Source organism: Actinoplanes sp. NPDC049802, from assembly GCF_040656595.1.
GTDB lineage: Bacteria > Actinomycetota > Actinomycetes > Mycobacteriales > Micromonosporaceae > Actinoplanes.
This window is the reverse complement of sequence record NZ_JBFAMR010000017.1, coordinates 13,442-30,154: the sequence shown is the minus strand read 5'-3', so window position 1 is coordinate 30,154 and position 16,713 is coordinate 13,442. Positions and strand designations below refer to the sequence as shown.

Sequence of the window (16,713 nt, the reverse complement as noted above, 5' to 3'; positions counted from 1 at the left end):
TGTCGTCGTTGCAGGACTCGGTGGTGCCGGTCTATACCGGGCTCGCGGCGGCGAGCCGTTCGTTCCGTAGGCGTTCGCTCCAGGTGTCGTCCAGGGGCGCAAGCCTATCCGCGCCGGTGGCCCATTTCAGGAGCAGATCGGCGAGGGCTGGGTTGCGGGCCAGTGCCGGGCCGTGCGAGTAGGTGCCCAGGATCTTGCCTGCCCAGGCCCCCTCGGTCTGGCCGTCGTTGCCGATGCCGCCGGTCACCCGGGCGAGGGGAGCGGCGTGCGTGCCCAGATGGGTCCGTCCTCCGTGGTTCTCGAAGCCGGTCAGCGGGGGCAGGCCGAGCCGCGGGTCGATGTCACCGCGCAACTCGCCGACCGCGCGGGTCTCGCCCCGGTCGGAGCTGATGTCGAGCAGTCCCAGCCCGGCGCACTTGGCCCCCTTGGCAAAGAACGAGTGACCGAAGAGTTGGTAACCCGCGCAGATGGCGAGGACCGCGGCGCCCCGGGTGACCGCCTGGTGCAGGCCGCCGTCGGCGAGCAGCCGCTGCGCCGCCAGGGCCTGCGGACCGTCCTCGCCGCCACCGATGAGGTAGATGTCTGCGCTGTTCGGCATCCGCTGGTCGGAGCGGACCTCGTAGGTCTCCACCGGGATGCCGCGGTCGGCGGCCCGGCGGGCCAGGATCAGCATGTTGCCCCGGTCACCGTACGTCGACAGCAGATCCGGGTAGATCCACACGATCCGCAAGGCCTCAGTTGACACGGTCCAACTCCGCTCGGATGTCCTGGAACGCCGTGTAGTTGGCGATCACCTCGAGGCGGCCGGGCGGAACGGACCGCAGCGCCTCGTCGAAACTGTTTACGTGCCGGAAGGGCACTTGGTTCACCTGGAGCCGGACGGCCAGGTCGAACGCCCGGTCGCCGGTGATCAGGACCGGCCGGTCGCGCAACGGTGCGAAGTCCACGTCGTAGAGCCACGACGTGTCCAGTCCGTCGGGGTCGCGGGCGTTGATGGAGAGCAGTGTCGGGGCCTGGTCGGCCATGTCGAAGGCCTCCAACCAGCTTGCCGGGTTCTTCGCGAGCAACAAGCGGATGTTGCGACCGTCACGGTCGACCTGGGCGTACCGCCCGGCGATGGACGCCACCCGGGAGAGCCGGGGGAGAGCCTCGATCGGGCGGACCCCGAACTCGCCGGCCACCGCCAGCGCGGTGGCCGCGTTACCGATGTTCACCCGGCCGGGAAGCTGGAGTTTCACCAGGTGCCAGTCACCGCGGGGGTCGATCACTCCCTCGTCCTCGACCACCCAGTGCGGGCGTGGCCGCCGCAGCGGGCAGCCGGTGCACCACCAGTCGCCGCCGGACCGCTCGATCGGGTGGCCGCTCTCCGGGCAGACGAACGAGTCGTCGTGCCAGCGCTGGCCGGCGCTGAACCAGGTGGTCTGCCGGCTGCCGGCCGCGGCCCACACCACCATCGGGTCGTCGGCGTTGGCGACCACCCGGATCTCGGGGTGGCCGGCCAGCGCGGTCTTCCACAGCTGCGCCATCATCGCCACCTCCTTCGCCCGGTCGAGCTGGTCGCGGGAGAGGTTGAGCAGGGCCACCACCTTGGGCCGGGTCTGGTCGATGACCTGGGCCAGGTAGTGCTCGTCCACCTCCAGCACGGCGAACGGGGTGTGCCCCTCCTTGGCCAGTGCCGAGGTGTGGCCGGTCGGCATGTTGGCGCCGAACGAGTTGGTGGCGACCCGGCCGAGCACACCGACCGCGGCCGCGGTGAGCCGGGTGGTGGTGGTCTTGCCGTTGGTGCCGGAGACCAGGGCGACGGCGCGGCCCGCCGCGAGGTGGGCGAGGAGATCAGGGTCGATCTTGAGGCCGATCCAGCCACCGATCACCGAGCCGTCGCCGCGACCGGCGGCCCTGGAGAGCGCGGCCGCGGTCTTCGACACGGAGGTCGCGACCTTGGCGATGAGAGGCATTCCGTCCGTCACGCCAGCGAGGGTACCGGAAGGGAACGTTACGTCGAGTTGCCAGACGGTCAAGATCACGGACTGGCACGTGTTTCGTCGGGTCCGGACGATTCGGGCGTGCTCACGGCAGGGGGACGGACTTTTTCTGTGTTCTGATTCACCCGTAACGATCTACTGATTGTGATTGCGCGATCACTTTGAGCGACGGCATTTGTCTCGGTCAGGTAACAAACTGGACACCTGCCAATGTGCCAATCACGGAGAGTGATCGATCCGGCGCTGACGATCATGGCTGATTTCAGGTAGCAAAGATTCGCCGGCGGCACACCGCCCGCCGGCCGCACCGGATCGGTTCACGCCGAGCCCTGCCCCGGGCCGGACGGTGCGACACCGCAGTCAGCCAGACCACGACAAGGCAATCGGGGGCAGGGACGGGGGACCCATTCGCGGTCTCTCCCCGCGGCGCCCGGCTTCCACGGGCGGCGCATCCGGGGGGACCTTGGGGTGAAGCCGCCCACCCGCGGCCGGGCATGCCTTCCCGCCCGAACCCGACAGCTAACCTCGCAGGCGTGCCGGAGGGATATCTCTACCGTGCACGAACTCAGTTCGCGCCGGCGCCGTCGCACGTCTGTCGGCACCGGTACCGTCGCACTGTCCCTGGGTCTCTGCCTCTGCGCCGGCCAGCTGGTCGCCGCGTCGCCGGCAGCGGCCGCGACAGCCACCGTCAACCCGGTGACCGCGAGTGCGGCAGCCGCGAAAGTCACGCCCCAGATCGCCACGAAGACAAGCACTCGCAGCCTGGCGTGGGGCTCCACCCTCAAGATCACCGCCAAGGTGATCGACCCCTCCACCGGCCAGGTCGCCAAGGGCACGGTCCGTCTCCAAGGCTGGAGCAACGGCGCCTGGCGTACCTGGGACACCGACACCGTCAAGAGCGGCTCGGTCACGCTGACCGCCAAGCCGACGAAGACGGTGTGGGTTCGGACCCTGTTCACCGGGACCGGCTACAACCAGCAGGCCACCACCAAGGTCAAGGTGCAGGTCCGTGCCAGCGGCGCCAAGGTGCTGGCGGAGGCCAAGAAGCACAAGGGTGCGCTCTACCTGTTCGGCGCCGCGGGCCCCAAGCGCTTCGACTGCTCCGGGTTCACCAAGTACGTCTACAAGAAGGCGGCCGGCAAGAGCCTGCCGCACAAGGCGAACTCGCAGCAGAAGTACGGCAAGTCCGTCTCGAAGGGCAACAAGAGGATCGGTGACCTGATCGTCTTCCGCAACGGGTCGTACGGCTACCACGCCGGGATCTACGCCGGAAACGGCTACATCTACGACTCGCCGCACAGTGGTGCCCGGGTCGGCAAGCACAAGATCTGGAACAGCAATTACGTCGTACGGCGTCTCGTCGCCTGACGGCCTTCGCGCAGCGGTCGTGGTTGGTTCCTTCGCGCAGCGGCCGTAGTAAGTAAGGCATAGCGACAGCACACGCCTGTGGGGTGTGGCCCGGTTCGGGTCACACCCCACAGGCGTCTCCGTGTTCCCCCACGTTCCTCCACGGGCGGCCGCCGAAGCCGTCTCCGGGGCGGGTTTTCGCCCTCGGAGGGCTCGATGTCGGAAACCGGACGGGGTTGATCATGCTCCGGCCCTCCACTCCGCTCCACCGCCTGTGAACAGGGAATTCGTCCGCGAAGACGCCTCGCAAGCGATCGCTTTCGGGTTGCAGGTGGAGGGAAGTGGAGTAGAGTGGGGCGCAGTGGCAGGGGCGGAGGGACACAGCCGGACCTGCCGGCCCGAGTTGACAGGCGGCCCACTCTTCCGCGAAGGAGCGGGGCGCCACGGCAAAGGGGTGGGGGCCGATGTTCCTCGGCACACACACTCCGCGCCTGGACGAGAAGGGCCGGCTGATCCTCCCGGCGAAGTTCCGTGATGAGCTGGCGGGAGGTGTCGTGATCACGAAGGGGCAGGAGCGCTGTCTTTACGTGTTCCCGATGCCGGAGTTCCAGCGCATCGCCGGCCAGCTCCGTGAGGCGCCGGTGACGAACAAGGCAGCCCGGGCGTACAGCCGGGTGTTCTTCGCCAGCGCGCACGATGAGGTGCCCGACAGGCAAGGCAGAGTCACGATTCCTGCCCATTTGCGGGAGTATGCCAGTCTTGGTCGCGACCTTGTGGTGATCGGCGCGAGCACCCGGGTCGAGATCTGGGACAAGCAGTCCTGGGACGACTACCTCTCGGCGAGCGAGGAAGAGTTCGCCGGCATCGAGGAGGGGGTGCTGCCCGGCGGACTGTAGGGGTGTGGCACTCGGTGGGCCGCCGGTGCGGCCTGGGACGCCATTCCCGCCGTACTGCGAGATCTCCAGCCGCTCCCGCTCCTGGCGCCTCTTCCCCGGCGCCAGGCGTGTGTTTCCAGCCGGTTCGCCGGCGCGGGGACAGAGCGGATGGGGATCTGGCGGTACGGAGGGCGGCCGGGCCGGACAGCAACAGTGTTTCCTCGCGTGTGCGGGGATTGATCCGGGGGGTCGACATGGGGGAGCCGCGGGGCACGCATGTGCCGGTGCTGCTGGAGCGCTGCCTGGAGCTGCTCGCTCCGGCCCTTCGCCTGCCGGGCGCCGTCCACGTCGACTTCACGCTGGGTCTGGGCGGGCATGCCGAAGCGGTTCTCGAGCGGTTTCCCGATGTGGTCCTCGTCGGACTGGACCGGGACACCGAGGCGCTCGCGCATTCCCGGCATCGCCTGATCCGGTTCGGTGACCGCGCCCGGCTGGTCCACGCCGTCTACGACGAGTTGCCGCGGGTCCTCGCGGAGCTGTCGATTCCGGCGATCCACAGTGGGCTGTTCGATCTCGGGGTGTCCTCGTTGCAGCTGGACGAGGCGGACCGCGGTTTCGCGTATGCGCAGGACGCCCCGTTGGACATGCGGATGGACCAGTCCCGCGGGGTGACCGCCGAGGAGATCGTCAACGAGTACCCGCCGGGTGATCTGGTGCGTGTTCTCCGGCAGTACGGCGAGGAGAAGTTCGCGCCACGGATCGTCTCGTCGATCGTGCGGGAGCGGGCGAAGGGGCGGATCACCTCGACCGCCCGCCTGGCCGAGCTGGTGAAGGACGCCATCCCGGCCGCCGCGCGGCGAACGGGTGGAAATCCGGCAAAAAGGACGTTTCAGGCATTACGCATTGAGGTGAACGGCGAGCTGGAAGTGCTCGAGCGAGCGGTTCCCGCTTCCCTGGACGCGCTGGCGCCTCAGGGGCGCCTTGTGGTGATGAGTTACCAATCGTTGGAGGACAGGATCGTCAAGCGCGAGCTCACCGCGAGGTCGCGCAGCACCGGGCCGGTCGACCTTCCGGTCGAGCTGCCTGGTACCGGTCCCAGTCTGCGGCTGCTGACCCGCGGGTCCGAGCCGCCCAGCGAGGCGGAGGTGGCGGCGAATCCGAGGGCGGCCTCGGTGAAGCTGCGCGCGGTGGAACGGATCGACGAGCAGGAGCAGAGCCGGAAGCACAACCAGGCGGTCGGGGCGGTCCGCGAACGGCCCCGGATGTCTACAACTCGCGGGGGACGAGGGCGGTTACGCCCGGGGGCGAACGAAGAGGGGGAGGGACGAGCATGAGCGAGCGATCCGACGCGCCGCGGCCGGGGGGCCGTTCGGAGCGGCCGCGCGGGAACGCCGGGGTGAGCCGCGATGCCGAGACCGGAAGCAGCGGTGTGCGGGGGGCACGCCGGTCCGGTCGTTCCGACACGCGCCGGTCAGGGATCCGGGGCCGGGAGGCGGCCGAGGCGGCCGCGCCGGTCGACGGGGCCACCGCGCTGAACATCGAGGTGACCGGCGACGCGCCGCCGGTCGCGGGCCGCGCCAAGCTGTGGGTCGCGCCGCCGCTGCCGATCCGCGCGCCGCGGGCCACCTTCGCGGCGGCCATGATCGCCGTGGTGCTGGCCGGTGTGGTCGGCATCCTCCTGATCAACACGAAGACCGTCGAGCGGTCCTTCCGCCTCGAGACACTCCGCAAGGAGAAGGTCGCGCTCGACAAACAGCAGCAGGAGCTGAACCGGCAGCTGGTCGAGAAGTCCGGTCCGGGCAACCTGGCCGCGGCGGCCCGCCGGCTCGGCCTGGTGCCGGCCGAGCCGCCCGGGCTGATCAGGCTGCCGAACGGGGAGATCGTCTACCCGCCGAAGCCGGCGAAGGGTGGTCCTGGCCCGACCGCTCTGGAGGGGCTCCAGCCGGGTACACCGTCCGCGGGCACCGGGCGGTAGGCCGGCATGGCGACGCGAGACGAGGACGAGGCGCCGCGCCGGGGCAAGCAGCCCCGGCGCGGTTCGTCACGTGACCTGCCGGGCGAGGAGCAGACCGACGACCCCCGCGAGGGCCGGCGTGGCTTCTCCAGCATCGGCGAGGCGCGGGCGTACACCCCGCGCGGGCGGACCGTGGCCGAGCGGGGGCGCCTGCCGCGTACCGGGGAGCGGACCGCCGATCCGTTCCGGCCCGCGTTGCAGGTGCTCGACGGGGGCGAGAGCGGCCAGCGGACCCGCGGTCGTGGGCGCCCCGCCGAGCAGCCGCCCGCCCCACGGGAGCGCTCGGCGGACAAACCGCGCGAGCGCTCGGCGGACAAACCCCGTGAGCGGGCCGCCGACAAACCCCGTGAGCGCGCGGCGGACAAGTCCCGTGAGCCGGCCGCCGCCAGACAGCGCGACCGGCAGCCGGAACGCCGTGGCCGCGAGTCCACCCGTACCGGAAATGCGGGAGCCGGACCGCGACGGACCACGACCAGCGCGCCGAGGCCGGTCCCGGCGGAGCCGCCGAAGCTCGCCAACAGCACCCGCCGGCTGCGGCTCGGCACCGTGCTGGCGCTGTCGTTGTTCGTCACCATCGGGGTACGCCTCGTGGTGCTCCAGGTGGCGACCTCGCCGCAGGAGGCGGAAAGCCTGCTCAAGCTGCGGGAGAACCGGCTCAGCACGGTGGCGCTCCCGGCTCCTCGCGGCAGCATCCTGGACCGTGACGGCCACGTGCTGGCACACAGCGTGGAGGCGCGGTACGTCTACGTCGACCCCGAGAACGAGGATCTGCGCAAGGACGTGCCCGGGACGGCCGCCAAGCTGGCCCCGCTGCTGGGTGTCCGGCAGTCCGAGCTGATCGCGGACATGCAGCGCAAGCAGGTGCTGGGCAAGTGGCTGAAGTTCCGTTACCTGGCCCGTGGCGTGCCGGTGGCGGTGGCGGACGAGATCGAGTCGCTGCGTCTGCCGGGCATCTACACGCACTCCGACGAGCGGCGTGACCTGCCCGGCCGGGATCTCGCGGCGAACCTGATCGGCTTCACCGGCGACGATCACCACGGTCTGGAGGGGCTGGAGGCGCGTTACGACGAGCTGCTGCACGGCGCCGACGGCAAGCGGGTCTTCGAGGTCGGCACCGGCAAGAAGCTGAACCTGCCGATTCCGAGCGGTTTCCATCAGGAGACCCCGGCCAAGCCGGGCAGCTCTCTCCAGCTCACCATCGACCAGGACCTCCAGTACCAGGTGCAGCGGGTGCTCGACAAGGCGGGCCGGAAGAAGAACGCGACGCTGGGCGCCGCCGTGGTGCTGGACGTCAGGACCGGCGAGGTGCTGGCGCAGGCGAGTTACCCGTCCTACAACGCCGCCGACCCGGAGAAGTACGACGCCGACGAGCGGATCGACGTGGCCAGCAGCATCGTGACGGACCCGGGATCGAGCCACAAGGCGTTCATCTTCGGTGCCGCCCTCCAGGAGGGTCTCATCAAGCCGGACGAGCTGATCGAGGTCGGCCCGGCGATCAAGAAGGGCGACACCAGGTTCGAGGACGGGCACCCGCAGGCGCCCGGCACCCGGATGACCCTGGCGGGACTGATGGCCTACTCGTCGAACGTGGGCACCATCCTGATCGCGGACCGGCTCGGCAAGGAGAAGGTCTACGAGTACCAGCAGAAGTTCGGGCTGGGCAAGGCCACCGGCGAGGGAATGCCCGGCGAGGCCGAGGGTGAGCTGCTGAAGCCGGAGGACTGGAGCGGCTCGTCGTACGGCTCGGTGCCGATCGGGCACAGCGTCTCGGCGACCCTGATCCAGATGGCGGCCGGCTTCTCGGCGATCGCGAACGACGGCGTCTACATCCAGCCGCACCTGATCAAGGCCACCATCTCGGGTGAGGACAACGAGGTGACCCCGGCCGCCGCGCCGGAGACGCACCGGGTGCTGGACACCGAGGTGTCCCGGCAGTTGCGCCTGATCATGGAGGCGGTGGTCGCCGACGAGGGCGGCACCGGGCGCGCCGCGGCGGTTCAGGGCTTCCGGGTGGCAGGCAAGACCGGCACCGGGAAGATGCTCATCGACGGGCAGTACACCAGCCACAACGCCGGCTCCTTCGTCGGCATGGCGCCGGCCGACGATCCGCGGTACGTGATCGCCGTGTCGATGGACGTGCCGGACGGCAGCGGCGGTGACGTGGCGGCGCCGGCGTTCAGCGAGATGATGAGCTTCACCCTGCTCCGTAACCATGTGCCACCATCCGGTAGCAAGGCGCCGAACTTCAAGATCAAGGAATGAAGCGGGCCGCATGGCGTTGACAACAAGCCCTTCGGTACGGGGTAGGGTCTGACGCCGTGTCCGGCATTCCACGTCCCGAGACCGTCACGCCGTGCCTGTTGGGGCGGCTCGCGGAGCTGTTACCGGCAGAGCTGACCGGCGGTGACGTCCCGGTCACCGGCGTCACCCACAGCAGTCGTGAGATACGTCCGGGTGATCTCTACGCCGCCCTGCCCGGTGCGAACCGGCACGGCGCGGAGTTCATCGCGGACGCCGCCCGCTCCGGCGCGGTGGCCGTCCTGACCGATCCGGCCGGGCTGCCCGCCGCGCGGGCCGCCGGGCTGCCCGCGCTGGTCGCCGGCGATCCGCGCGGCGTGCTCGGCGCGGCCGCGGCGGCGATCTACGGCGAGCCGTCCCGGCGGCTCACCATGATCGGCGTGACCGGTACGGCCGGGAAGACCTCGACGGCCTACCTCGTCGAGTCCGGCCTGCGGGCCGCCGGGCTGGTGACCGGCCTTGTCGGCACGGTGGAGACCCGGCTCGGCGACCTGGTGGTCAAGAGCGTCCGCACCACGCCGGAGGCCACCGACCTCCAGGCGGTGCTCTCCGCCGCCCTGGAACGGGGTGTGCAGGCCGTGGTCATGGAGGTCTCCAGTCACGCGCTGGTGATGGGCCGGGCCGACGGCATCCGGTTCGCCGCCGGCGGGTACACCAACTTCGGCCAGGACCACCTGGATTTCCATCCCACCTCGGAGGAGTACTTCGCGGCGAAGGCCCGGCTCTTCGACGGCCGTTCCGTGGTGGCCGTGCTCAACCACGACGACCCGGCCGTGATGACCCTGTGCCGGGACCGGACCGTCACCTACTCGGCCTCCGGTGACCCGGCGGCCACCTGGTGGGCGTCCGGCGTGCGGCCGTCGGCTTTCGGCCAGCGGTTCACCGCGCACGGCCCGGACGGTCTGACCGTCGAGACCGGCGTGGCGCTGCCCGGCCTGCACAACGTGGCGAACGCGCTGCTCGCGCTGGCTCTGCTGGTCGCCGTCGGTATCGACCCGGCGGTCGCCGGGCAGGGCATCGCGGACTGCCGTGGTGTCCCGGGCCGTCTGGAGCGGGTGGAGGCGCCCGGCGAGATCCTCGGCGTGGTCGACTACGCGCACAAGCCGAACGCGATCGTGGCGGCGCTGGCCGCGCTGCGTGAGCTGGCCACGGCACGCGGTGGGCGGCTGCTCTGCGTGATCGGCGCCGGCGGCGACCGGGACCGGGGCAAGAGGCCGTTGATGGGCGCGGCCGCGGCGCAGGGCGCCGACTTGGTGATCATCACCGATGACAACCCCAGGACCGAGGACCCCGCATCCGTACGCCACGCGGTGCGCACGGGCGCCGAGGAGGCGTCCACGGCCGCGAAGATCATCGAGGTGGCCGGACGGCGTGCCGCGATCGACGAGGCGGTCCGCCAGGCCGCCGCCGGTGACGTGATCGCGGTCCTCGGCAAGGGCAACGAACAGGGCCAGGAGGTGAACGGGCAGGTGCTGCCGTTCGACGACCGGATCGAGTTGGCCGAGGCACTGGAGGCCCGCGCATGATCGCACTCTCACTCGCCGAGATCGCCGAGATCACCGGGGGCCGGGTGGCCGGCGGCGACCCGGCGGTGCTCGTGACCGGACCGGTCGAGTACGACTCCCGCAAGATCGTCCCGGGTGGCCTGTTCGTCGCGTTCGCGGGCGAGAAGGTGGACGGCCACGACTACGCGGGCGTCGCGATCGAGAAGGGCGCCGCGGCGGTGCTGGGGTCGCGCGACACCGGCGTGCCGGGCGTCGTGGTCGAGGATCCGCTGGCCGCCCTCGCCGCCCTGGCCCGGGTGGTGGCCGCCCGCCTGGACAAGCTGACCGTGGTGGGCCTGACCGGGTCGTCCGGCAAGACCACCACCAAGGACTACATCGGCCAGCTGCTGTCCCGGCTCGGGCCGACGGTCGCGCCGGCCGGGTCGCTCAACAACGAGCTGGGGTTCCCCTACACGGTCCTGCAGGCCACCGAACAGACCCGGTTCCTGGTGCTGGAGATGGGCGCCCGGGGGATCGGGCACATCCGGTACCTGACCGAGATCGCCCAGCCGTCGATCGGCGTGGTGCTGAACGTGGGCGCCGCGCACATCGGCGAGTTCGGCTCGGTGGAGGGGACCGCCCAGGCCAAGGGCGAGCTGGTGGAGGCGTTGCCGGCGTCGGGGACCGCGATCCTGAACGCGGACGATCCGCTGGTCGCCGGGATGGCCGCACGGACGTCGGCGCGGGTCGTCCTGGTCGGCTCGACGGGTGCGCTGACCGCTTCCGAGGTCGTCGTCGACGCGTCCGGCCGGGCTTCCTACACCCTCACCTCCGGCACGGATTCCGGGACCGTCCGGCTTTCCGTGGCGGGGGAGCACCAGGTGGCCAACACGCTCGCGGCGGCCGCCGTGGCGCTGGCCGCGGGCATGGAGTTCGGCGAGCTGGTGACGGCCCTCGGCGAGGTCGGCATCGTCTCCGGGCGCCGGATGGACGTCTTCACGTGTACCGACGGGGTCGTCGTCATCGACGACTCCTACAACGCCAACCCCTCGTCGACCTCCGCCGCGCTGCGGGCGCTCGCGTCGATGGGTACGGGTAAGCGCACCACCGCCGTGCTCGGCTACATGGCCGAGCTCGGTGAGTTCGAGGTGTCCGGGCACGCCGAGGTGGGGCGGCTCGCCGCCGAGCTGGGCGTGGACCGGTTGATCGCGGTTGCCGAGGCGGCCCGTCCGATCCTGGACGGGGCGGCCGGCGTGGCCGGGTGGCGGGGCACGGGGCACTTCGCTGCCGACCAGGCCGCCGCGATCGAGATTCTGCAGCAGGACCGGCGCGCCGACGACGTCGTGCTGGTCAAGGGTTCCCGGTACCGCACATGGGACGTCGCCGACTGGTTGCGTCCCGGGGCGAGGAGTGAGCGAAGCGAGCCCCGCAGCCACGGGCAGGCTAGCTCAGTTCCGCTGGAGGAGGTTCAGCCCACGTGAGGGCAGTCATCGTCGCGGCCGCGGTCGCCTTTCTCATCTCGCTCTTCGGCACCCCGATCGCGATCCGGGTCTTCTCGGCGCTCAAGGCCGGGCAGCCGATCCGCACCATCGGCCCGCAGACCCACCTGGGCAAGCGGGGCACCCCCACGATGGGCGGGGTGGCGTTCATCCTCGCCACGGTGCTGGCGTACGTCGCCGGGCATCTGGCCCTGACCACACTCCCGGAGCGGCAGATCGCCCAGGAGAAGCCGACCATGACCGCGCTGGTCCTGCTCGGCGTCTTCGTCTTCTGCGGCGCGGTCGGGTTCATGGACGACTTCCTGAAGGTCCGCAAGCGCAACTCGGACGGTCTCAGCGCCAAGGGCAAGCTGCTCGGCCAGTTGCTGATCGGCACCGGCTTCGGCATCGCGGCGCTGTACTTCCCGAGCACCAACGGGCAGACCGTGGCCAGCGAGAAGATCTCCTTCATCCGGGACGTGAGCTGGCTGGACGTCGGCAAGGTCGGCTCGGTCATGGTTTTCGTCTTCGTGATCATGGCGATGTCGAACGGCGTGAACCTCACCGACGGCTTGGACGGCCTGGCCACCGGCGCCTCGATCCTGGTGCTCGGCGCGTACTCGCTGATCGGGTTCTGGCAGTACCGGCACTGGTGCGGCGACAACGACTACGTGGGCGCGGCGGGCTCGCTCACCGCGCAGCACTGTTATCAGGTCCGGGATCCACTCGAGATCGCGATGATCGCCGCGGCGGCCGCGGCGGCGTGTGTCGGCTTCCTGTGGTGGAACACCAACCCGGCCCGGATCTTCATGGGTGACACCGGCGCGCTGGCGCTGGGCGGCCTGATCGGCGGCCTCGCGGTGGCCACCCGGACCACGCTGCTGTCGGTCATCATCGGCGGCCTGTTCGTCATCATCACGATGTCCGTGGTCATCCAGATCATCTCGTTCAAGACCACCGGCAAGCGGGTCTTCCGGATGTCGCCGCTCCAGCACCACTTCGAGCTGGCGGGCTGGAGCGAGGTCAACATCGTGGTCCGGTTCTGGATCATCGCGGGCATCTGCGCCGCCATCGGGCTGGGCCTGTTCTACAGCGATCACCTGGCGGTCATGGGATAGATATCTCCCCGCGACACGCCATCGACGTGACGCGGCGGAATGTGGACATCCGGCGAAGATGGGGGTATGGCGGACGACCGTACCCAGAGAGCGGCCCGCCCGTCGCTGAGCCGGCAGCTGCTGCCCGCGGTGCACGGGCTGCTGGCCAGACCCCTGTCGTCGTACTACCTGCTGATCTCCAGCTGCGTGCTGCTGCTGCTCATCGGCCTCACCATGGTCTTCTCGGCGACCTCGGTGAAGGCCTACGCCGACTACGGCAACGCCTTCACGGGCATCAGCAGCCAGGCCGTGTACGCACTGCTGGGCCTGGTCGCCTTCTGGATCTGCCAGCGGCTGCCCTCGGTCACGTTGCGGGTGCTCGGCCGGGGCCTGCTCGTTGTTTCGATCCTCCTGCTCAGCCTCCTCGCCGCGATGACCGCGCTGGCCTCGCTGGGCGCGCTGGCCCGCAACGGCGACGGCAACCCGATGCTCGGCCCGCTCGTGGCCCGCTTGAACTGGCTGTACTTCGGTCCGATCAGCATGCAGCCGGGTGAGCTGGCCAAACTCGCCATGGTGCTGTGGGGCGCCGACGTGATCGCCCGTAAGGGGCCGCTGCTCGGCCACTGGCGGGAGCTGGCGATGCCGCTGTTCCCGGTGATCGGCCTGCTCTTCGTCCTGGTCGGCTACAACGACCTGGGCACCATGCTGGTGCTGCTGGCGCTGATCGTCGGCCTGCTCTGGGCGGCGGGCGTACGCCTGCGGGTCTTCGGCGCGCTGGGGGTGCTGGGCCTGGCCGGTGTCGGCCTGCTGATCGCGGCCGCCTCCCGCGGCGCCGGCTCGGGTGCGGTGGACGCGGAGAACTACCGGTGGCGGCGGCTGACCGCCTTCGTGGAGCCGCTGGAGAACTGCGACACCACCACCGAGGCCGGGCGCTGGTGCTATCAGCTGATCATGGGCCGGTCGGCGATCTTCGAGGGCGGCTGGTTCGGGGTCGGCCTGGGCAAGAGCGCGCTCAAGTGGGGCTACGTCCCGGAGGCCGGCAACGACTTCATCTTCGCGATCGTCGCCGAGGAGCTGGGCGTCGTCGGCTGCGGTGTGGTCCTGGTGCTGCTGTCGGTGCTGGCGTACACCGGGTTCCGGATCGCCCGCCGGGTGACCGACCCGTTCCGCCGTCTCGCGGCCACCGCGATCACCACCTGGCTGGTCGCCCAAGCCGTGATCAACATGGGCGGCGTGGTGAAGCTGCTCCCCATCACCGGTCTTCCGCTACCGTTCATCTCCGCAGGTGGCAGCGCCCTGATCGTCACGATGGCGGCGATCGGCATGCTGGCGTCCTTCGCCCGTGCCGAACCGGACGCGGCACGTGCCCTGAACGCCCGTCCGACGCCGCGATGGGTACGGCTAGTCTGGGCCCCGCTGCCGCCGCTTCCCCCGCCGCGGCGGTCAGGTCAGCAGCGCCCCCCTGCCCAGAAGAAGGCGGGAACCCGGGTGCCGACGGCCGCGAGCAAGAGCCGTCGATAGTCCGTCTCAGGGGCGGGCGGGGCGGTTGGAAGGAGAGGAGACGGTGATGGGTCCGCTGCGGTCGGTAGTTCTCGCCGGAGGAGGCACCGGCGGGCACATCTATCCGCTGCTCGCCTTCGCCGACGCTCTGCGGCGCCACTTCCCGGACATCCGGATCACCACGCTGGGCAGCCCCAAGGGCATGGAGAACCAGCTGATCCCGGCGGCCGGTTACGACCTGCGGGTCATCCCGGCGTTCCAGCTGCCCCGGTCGCTGAACATCGACCTGCTGCGCACCCCGGACCGGATGTACCGGTCCGCCCACGCGGCCGGCGAGATCGTCGACGAGGTGCAGGCCGAGGTGGTGGTCGGATTCGGCGGGTACGTGTCGGTGCCGGCGTACCTGGCCGCGTGGCGGCGCGAGCTCCCGATCGTGATCCACGAGGTGAACGTGCCGCCGGGCGTGGCCAACCGGATGGGCATGAAGTTCACCAAGCGTGTCGCCGTCGGGTTCCCGCACCAGCTGGAGCAGGCCGAGGCGCTGCGCAACGCCCGGCTGGTGGGTGTGCCGCTGCGCACCGGGATCACCCGGATGGACCGGCCGGCGCTGCGGCCCCAGGCCCTGTACCACTTCGGGCTGCGGCCGGACCTGCCGGTGCTCTTCGTGTCCGGCGGCTCGTCCGGTGCCCGTACGATCAACCTGGCCGTGGCCGCCGCGGCCAAGCGCCTGGCCCACGCCGGGATCCAGGTGCTGCACGTCCAGGGCGGGCGCAACGATCCGTTCGAGGTGCCGAACGACCTGCCGGTGCCGTATGTCGTGGTGCCCTATCTGTCGGACATGCAGCTCGGCTACGCTGCCGCCGACCTGATGCTCTGCCGGGGCGGCGCGATCACGGTGGCCGAGACGACCGCGCTGGGCATGCCGGCGATCTATGTGCCGTACCCGTTCAGCAATCAGGAGCAGCGCCGCAACGCGCTGCCGGTGGTGGAGTCCGGTGGCGGCCTGCTGGTGGACAACAGTGAGCTGACCCCGGATTGGATCGAACGAAACATCATTCCGCTGGCCCGGGACCGGCAGCGGCTGGCCCAGATGGGCGCGGCGGCGGCCGGCTACGGCCGGCGCGACGGTGACGAGCAGCTACTGCGCTTCGTTCTGGAAGCGGTGAGCTGATGCTGCGGATTGAGGGAGTGGAACTGTGAACACGGCGGAGCTGACGCCGGCCGGCGAGATGACCGCCGAGGACCTGGGCAGCGTGCACCTGATCGGGATCGGCGGGGTCGGCATGGCCGGCCTGGCCCGGCTCCTGTTGACCCGTGGCGTGCCGGTCTCCGGCAGCGAGCTGCGGGAGTGGCCGGCCCTGACCGCCCTGCGGGCGCTCGGCGGCACGGTTCACATGGCACACGACGAGTCCAACCTCGACGGGGTGGAGACCGTGGTCTACTCGACCGCGATCCCCCAGGACCATGTGGAGATGGTGGAGGCACGCCGCCGTGGGCTGCGCGTGCTGCACCGCTCCGAGGCCCTCGCCGCGGCGATGACCAACCGGCAGACCATCGCGGTGGCCGGCACCCACGGCAAGACGACCACGACGTCGATCATGACGGTGATCCTCCAGCACGCCGGGCACGACCCGTCGTTCGTGATCGGCGGCGAGATGTCCGCGGCCGGGTCGAACGGGCACCACGGCACCGGGCCGCACTTCGTGGCCGAGGCGGACGAGCACGACCGCTCGTTCCTCATCTACCGGCCGCATGTCGCGATCATCACCAACGTCGAGGGCGACCACCTCAACAACTGGGGTGACCTGGAGACGCTGAAGGCCGGGTTCCTGGAGTTCGGGTTGCTGGCCGACGGGTTCGTGGTGACCTGCGCCGACGGCCCGGGGACCGCGGAGCTGATCGCCGGGCTCAAGGCGGCCGGGAAGACGGTCTACACGTACGGCGTGTCGGCGGACGCGGACCTGCGGATCTTCGACGTCGTCTCGTCGGGGAGCGGGGTCCGCTACTCCGCCGAGCTGGACGGCAAGCCGCTCGGCGAGTTCAAGCTGGCGCTGCCCGGCACGCACATGGGCCTGAACAGCGCGGCGACCGTGCTGACCGCCCTCAAGCTGGGCGTGCCGCTGGACAAGGTGGGCGAGGCGCTGGAGTCGTTCCCGGGGGTCCGGCGGCGGTTCGAGCGCAAGGGCATCGCGGCCGGCGTGCGGGTGTACGACGAGTACGCGTACCACCCGACCTCGGTGAAGGCCGCCCTCCGGACGCTGCGGGAGGTGGCCGGGGACGGCCGGCTGCTCGTGGTGTTCCAGCCGTACCGGGTGTACCGGACCCGGGATCTGCAGGCCGAGCTGGCCGACGGGCTCCAGGTGGCCGACGAGGTGATCTGCATGGAGGTGTTCGGGCCGGGCGAGACCCGCGGCCCGGGTGAGGGCGGCCGGGCGCTGACCGCGGCCATCGGGCTCCCCGACGAGCGCAAGGTGTTCGTGCCGGACTGGCAGGACGTGGCGGCCGAGGTGGTCCGGCGCAGCCGTCCGGGCGACGTGGTGGTGACCATGGGTGCGCCGCCGATCTCGTTGATGGGTGACGAGCTGCTGGCCGCGCTCGCCGAGGCGGATCAGCAGCCGGACCTGGCCGGGTAGCGCCG

General features: G+C 70.7%; 13 protein-coding genes and 1 riboswitch. Of the genes, 11 read left to right on the top strand and 2 right to left on the bottom strand.

Annotated elements, in window-relative coordinates; genetic code table 11:
- Positions 1–31 precede the first annotated feature (31 nt).
- Positions 32–745 carry a glutamine amidotransferase gene (locus tag AB0I88_RS14630; RefSeq protein WP_361023141.1) on the bottom strand — a complete coding sequence of 238 codons (714 nt, stop codon included), beginning with the start codon at positions 743–745 and terminating at the stop codon, positions 32–34.
- Entirely contained in the window at positions 735–1,955 is a 1,221-nt protein-coding gene (locus AB0I88_RS14625; RefSeq protein ID WP_361023365.1) for a MurT ligase domain-containing protein, read from the bottom strand. Before AB0I88_RS14625 ends, AB0I88_RS14630 begins: the two co-directional genes overlap by 11 nt.
- A gap of 441 nt (positions 1,956–2,396) precedes the next feature.
- A riboswitch (cyclic di-AMP (ydaO/yuaA leader) is annotated at positions 2,397–2,531 on the top strand.
- 147 nt (positions 2,532–2,678) lie between these two features.
- On the opposite strand from AB0I88_RS14625, the gene AB0I88_RS14620 reads away from it, so the two are divergent.
- From AB0I88_RS14620 to murC, 11 genes are all read left to right on the top strand, one after another.
- Complete coding sequence (locus tag AB0I88_RS14620) at positions 2,679–3,350, top strand: NlpC/P60 family protein (protein WP_361023138.1); 672 nt, start codon at positions 2,679–2,681, stop codon at positions 3,348–3,350.
- Positions 3,351–3,793: 443 nt separating this feature from the next.
- Positions 3,794–4,225: a division/cell wall cluster transcriptional repressor MraZ gene (gene mraZ, locus AB0I88_RS14615; protein ID WP_183217399.1), complete on the top strand. Its 432-nt coding sequence runs from the start codon at positions 3,794–3,796 to the stop codon at positions 4,223–4,225.
- Between the two features lie 233 nt (positions 4,226–4,458).
- Positions 4,459–5,538 carry a 16S rRNA (cytosine(1402)-N(4))-methyltransferase RsmH gene (rsmH, locus tag AB0I88_RS14610; RefSeq protein WP_361023133.1) on the top strand — a complete coding sequence of 360 codons (1,080 nt, stop codon included), beginning with the start codon at positions 4,459–4,461 and terminating at the stop codon, positions 5,536–5,538.
- Entirely contained in the window at positions 5,535–6,179 is a 645-nt protein-coding gene (locus AB0I88_RS14605; RefSeq protein ID WP_361023130.1) for a hypothetical protein, read from the top strand. The genes rsmH and AB0I88_RS14605 overlap by 4 nt, the downstream gene beginning before the upstream one ends.
- A gap of 6 nt (positions 6,180–6,185) precedes the next feature.
- On the top strand, positions 6,186–8,480 hold the full coding sequence (locus AB0I88_RS14600; RefSeq protein WP_361023127.1) for a penicillin-binding transpeptidase domain-containing protein: 2,295 nt from the start codon (positions 6,186–6,188) through the stop codon (positions 8,478–8,480).
- Between the two features lie 56 nt (positions 8,481–8,536).
- Positions 8,537–10,042 carry a UDP-N-acetylmuramoyl-L-alanyl-D-glutamate--2,6-diaminopimelate ligase gene (locus tag AB0I88_RS14595; RefSeq protein ID WP_361023124.1) on the top strand — a complete coding sequence of 502 codons (1,506 nt, stop codon included), beginning with the start codon at positions 8,537–8,539 and terminating at the stop codon, positions 10,040–10,042.
- Entirely contained in the window at positions 10,039–11,481 is a 1,443-nt protein-coding gene (murF, locus tag AB0I88_RS14590) for a UDP-N-acetylmuramoyl-tripeptide--D-alanyl-D-alanine ligase (RefSeq protein ID WP_361023121.1), read from the top strand. Before AB0I88_RS14595 ends, murF begins: the two co-directional genes overlap by 4 nt.
- Entirely contained in the window at positions 11,478–12,596 is a 1,119-nt protein-coding gene (mraY, locus tag AB0I88_RS14585; RefSeq protein ID WP_361023118.1) for a phospho-N-acetylmuramoyl-pentapeptide-transferase, read from the top strand. Before murF ends, mraY begins: the two co-directional genes overlap by 4 nt.
- A gap of 66 nt (positions 12,597–12,662) precedes the next feature.
- The gene (locus AB0I88_RS14580; RefSeq protein WP_361023115.1) at positions 12,663–14,096 is read left to right on the top strand and encodes a putative peptidoglycan glycosyltransferase FtsW; all 1,434 of its coding nucleotides are present in this window, start codon (positions 12,663–12,665) and stop codon (positions 14,094–14,096) included.
- Between the two features lie 46 nt (positions 14,097–14,142).
- Positions 14,143–15,246, top strand: coding sequence for an undecaprenyldiphospho-muramoylpentapeptide beta-N-acetylglucosaminyltransferase (gene murG / locus AB0I88_RS14575; protein ID WP_361023112.1), 1,104 nt, complete (start codon positions 14,143–14,145; stop codon positions 15,244–15,246).
- A 58-nt stretch (positions 15,247–15,304) separates the two neighbouring features.
- A complete protein-coding gene (murC, locus tag AB0I88_RS14570) occupies positions 15,305–16,708 on the top strand; it encodes a UDP-N-acetylmuramate--L-alanine ligase (RefSeq protein WP_361023362.1) in 1,404 nt (467 codons plus the stop codon).
- Positions 16,709–16,713 lie beyond the last annotated feature (5 nt).

Excerpts from the sequence above, each read along its gene's own strand:
- mraZ (WP_183217399.1), top strand. The coding sequence starts at position 3,794 with ATGTTCCTCGGCACACACACTCCGCGCCTGGACGAGAAGGGCCGGCTG.
- murF (WP_361023121.1), top strand. The coding sequence starts at position 10,039 with ATGATCGCACTCTCACTCGCCGAGATCGCCGAGATCACCGGGGGCCGG.
- rsmH (WP_361023133.1), top strand. The coding sequence starts at position 4,459 with ATGGGGGAGCCGCGGGGCACGCATGTGCCGGTGCTGCTGGAGCGCTGC.
- AB0I88_RS14600 (WP_361023127.1), top strand. The coding sequence starts at position 6,186 with ATGGCGACGCGAGACGAGGACGAGGCGCCGCGCCGGGGCAAGCAGCCC.
- murG (WP_361023112.1), top strand. The coding sequence starts at position 14,143 with ATGGGTCCGCTGCGGTCGGTAGTTCTCGCCGGAGGAGGCACCGGCGGG.
- AB0I88_RS14580 (WP_361023115.1), top strand. The coding sequence starts at position 12,663 with ATGGCGGACGACCGTACCCAGAGAGCGGCCCGCCCGTCGCTGAGCCGG.
- AB0I88_RS14605 (WP_361023130.1), top strand. The coding sequence starts at position 5,535 with ATGAGCGAGCGATCCGACGCGCCGCGGCCGGGGGGCCGTTCGGAGCGG.
- AB0I88_RS14625 (WP_361023365.1), bottom strand. The coding sequence starts at position 1,955 with ATGCCTCTCATCGCCAAGGTCGCGACCTCCGTGTCGAAGACCGCGGCC.
- murC (WP_361023362.1), top strand. The coding sequence starts at position 15,305 with ATGACCGCCGAGGACCTGGGCAGCGTGCACCTGATCGGGATCGGCGGG.